This is a genomic window from Pseudomonas sp. RL, assembly GCF_000647775.1.
Taxonomy (GTDB): domain Bacteria; phylum Pseudomonadota; class Gammaproteobacteria; order Pseudomonadales; family Pseudomonadaceae; genus Serpens; species Serpens flexibilis.
Genome location: NZ_JBOY01000215.1, coordinates 1 through 2,970 on the forward strand (window position 1 = coordinate 1; position 2,970 = coordinate 2,970).

A 2,970-nucleotide genomic window follows, 5' to 3' on the forward strand; every position below is an offset into this window, starting at 1 on the left:
AGCTGAGCCTGCTGCCCGGCGGCGCCGGCAGCGCCGAACTGGCCTCGGTGGCGCTGCTCGCCCCGCTGGTGGGCAAGTCCAGCGCGGCGGCGGCAATCATCATCTGGCGGGGCGTCACCTATTACTTCTACCTGATCGCCGGCGCCCCGCTGTTCCTGCACCTGGCCGGCCGACCGCTGCTGCGCCGGCTGGTGCGGTTTCGCCAGTCGTGACCGCCGCAGGGCTGGTCGAGGCCACCGGCTTTACGCCGGCAGACGGAGTTTCGGCAGATGCCGAGGTACCCGGCCCCACCCGGCCGGCATAAAGCCGGCCCCACAGCGGCCAGCGCCCTAGCGCTTCGCGCCGAGGAAATTCAGCGCATCCAGGGCGCTGCGTTCGGGGATTTCCTCCATCGGCACATGCCCCACGCCGGCATACACCTTCACCTGCACACCCGGCAGGTCGCGCTTCCACAGGGCCACCTGCTCCGGCGCGATCCAGCGGTCCCGGTCGCCCCACATGAGCAGGGTCGGCACACCGATGCGCGCCACCCGCTCGGCGGTGTCCTTGCGGCTGCGGTTCAGGCGCACCAGCAGGCGGAAGATCTCCATCATGGCGCGGCGATTGCCGGGCCGGCGAGTCAGCTCGTAATAGCGATCGGGCACGCCCGGCTGGATACGGCTGCGATCCCCGTAGACTTCCTTCACGCCCTGGGCGATCAAGGCGCGCGGCATCCACAGCGGCATGGCCCAGGTGGCGCCCGGCAGGCTGGCGGCGGCGATCATCCAGGGAATCCTTCGCATCGGGTAGCCGACCGGATCGAGCAGCACCAGCCGATCCACCCGTTCGGGCTGTTCCAGGGCGTAGCTCCAGGCAAGGTAGCCGCCCAGCGAGTTGCCGACCAGGGTCGCCCGCTCGACCCGCAGATGATCGAGCAACAGCCCCAGCACCTTGCGCATGCGCTCCTCGGAGTACCCGCCGGGCGCCGGACCGGTGAGACCGAAACAGGGCAGGTCGAAGCGAATCACCCGGTAATGGCGCGAAAAGGCCTTCACCCAGCCGTCCCAGGTATGCAGCGAAGCCACCACCCCGTGCATCATCACCACCACCGGCTGGTCGGGGTGGCCTTCGTCGCGGTAGTGCACCGCAAAGCCGTCCAGCTCCACATAACGCGAACCGCTGGCCGGGTGGCCGTAGCGGGCCTTGAGCGCGGGCAGGGGCAGCTCGCCGAAGCCCAGGCGGGCGACGCCGCTGGCCAGGGGCGGCGTCAGGGTGGAACTGGAAGCGGGCATGGCATTCTCCTTGTGAGCCGGCAGCGAACGGAAGGCACGGTGTACCCGTGCCATCGGCATCACAGCACGGAAAAAAACACCCATGAGCCCAACCGAAGGACGGGATGACGCTGCGCGCCAGGCTGGATAAGCTGCCCCGGTCGGAAACGAGCCACGGATTGCCCAATGCCGCGCCCCCATAACGCCCTGCTCGCCCTGGTGCTGCTGCTTGTGCTGAGACCGCTGGCCGCTACGGAGTTGTACTTTCTCGGCGAGCCGATCCCCGACATCCAGCGCCCCTGGAGCAGCGAGGACTACCGCCAGTTGCTGGACACCCTGCGCAAGGTGCAGGGCAGCCAGGCCGACGCCCTGCCCCGGCGCGGCGGCGAATTCACCGGGCCGCTCTACCAGCGCATGGTCAATCCCGAGAACTTCCGCCCGCAACTGAACATCTACGTGGCCCTGGAGCAGCGTCAGGAGCAGGCGCGGGACATCCTGCTACACCTGCGCGAACTGCTGCGCCTGTACCTGGATTTCAAGGCCGCGCAGCAGCCCTACGCCAGCGAGGCGCTGGGGCTGATGAGCCATTCGCTGCGCCAGCAGGCGGTGCTGTTCACCCTGACGGTGGAGTTCTGGATGACGCTGTCGGAGGAGGAGCGACGAAGCCCGGTGCGCCTGCAGGGCCTGCGCGACACCAAGGAAGCCGCCGCCCAGCTGACCCGCAGCGCCCTGGATTTCCTGGACATGACCCGGCAGTTCGGTGCCGCCGAGCTTGAGCAGTACGCCAGCGAGCTGAGCGGCCAGTTGCCGGAGCTGTTCGTGCACCTGCCGGCCCCGGCGCGCGCCGAGGTCCTGGCGCGCCTGGACAGCCTGGCGAGGGAACATCCGCTGGCCGCGGTGCGCGACCGCCTCAATGCGCTGCAACCGACCCTGCTGGCCATCGAGGACGACATGCGCGCCAAATCGACCGGCGCCGAACCCATCCTGACCGGAGCACTGCCATGACGTAGGACGGTCAGCGCTTTTCCGGCCGCCGGGAGCGCAGGGCTCTCACTCAGTCCAGCAGTCCCAGCGCCTTGGCCCGCGCCACCGCCTGGGTGCGCCGCTCCACCCCCAGCTTGCCGTTGATATGCCGCGCATGGGTCTTCACCGTGTGCAGCGAGATGAACAGCCGCTCGCTGATTTCCTGGTTCGAACACCCCTGGGCGATCAGGCGCAGCACGCCCAGCTCGCGACCGCTCAGCGGCACCGCCTCCCCGCCAGCGTCGGCCGAGCTGGCCGACGCCGGCAGCAGGGCCAGCAGATCGCTCGCCAGCGGACCGTCCGGCTGCTCGGCAAGCTGCGCGCGCAGCCAGTGTGGATGGCGACGCAGCAGGTGCAGGAATGCCAGCAGACAGCCGCCCCGGCCGGACTCCAGCCCGCTGACCAGCACGGCGCCCGCCTCTTCCAGGCGCCCCCGATCCAGCAGCAACAGGCACAGGTGGATATCCGCAAAGCAGGCGAACATCAGGGCACCGCGCCGGCGCGCCTGGCGCTGCAGATCGCGCAGCTGCCGCTCGGCGTCCTCGGTCTGGAAGCGTCGGCGGGCCACGATGGCGCGGCGCAACCCCAGATGCAGCGGCAACTGGGGCAGCAGCTCCGGGGCCGCAGCCGGCTGCTCCCCGGTGTAGGTGTCACTCAGCCGGGCCAGCCACAGCTCGGCCAGGGGCAGTTGCCCCTG

At 69.8% G+C, this 2,970-nt stretch carries 4 protein-coding genes; 2 read left to right on the forward strand and 2 right to left on the reverse strand.

Annotated features, from left to right (window positions below):
• The coding region (locus AS93_RS19850) for a lysylphosphatidylglycerol synthase domain-containing protein (protein WP_037010166.1) at positions 1-212 on the forward strand (212 nt) is incomplete at its 5' end.
• A gap of 117 nt (positions 213-329) precedes the next feature.
• Here the strand turns inward: AS93_RS19850 and AS93_RS0118315 are convergent.
• Positions 330-1,271, reverse strand: coding sequence for an alpha/beta hydrolase (locus AS93_RS0118315; protein ID WP_027591920.1), 942 nt, complete (start codon positions 1,269-1,271; stop codon positions 330-332).
• Between the two features lie 165 nt (positions 1,272-1,436).
• Between AS93_RS0118315 and AS93_RS19855 the strand changes: the two genes are divergently transcribed.
• Positions 1,437-2,255, forward strand: a complete 819-nt coding sequence (locus AS93_RS19855; protein WP_039559911.1) for a hypothetical protein — start codon at positions 1,437-1,439, stop codon at positions 2,253-2,255.
• A 49-nt stretch (positions 2,256-2,304) separates the two neighbouring features.
• Here the strand turns inward: AS93_RS19855 and AS93_RS19860 are convergent.
• Positions 2,305-2,970, reverse strand: a 666-nt coding sequence (locus AS93_RS19860) for a LuxR C-terminal-related transcriptional regulator (RefSeq protein WP_037010169.1), incomplete at its 5' end; no start/stop codon positions are given.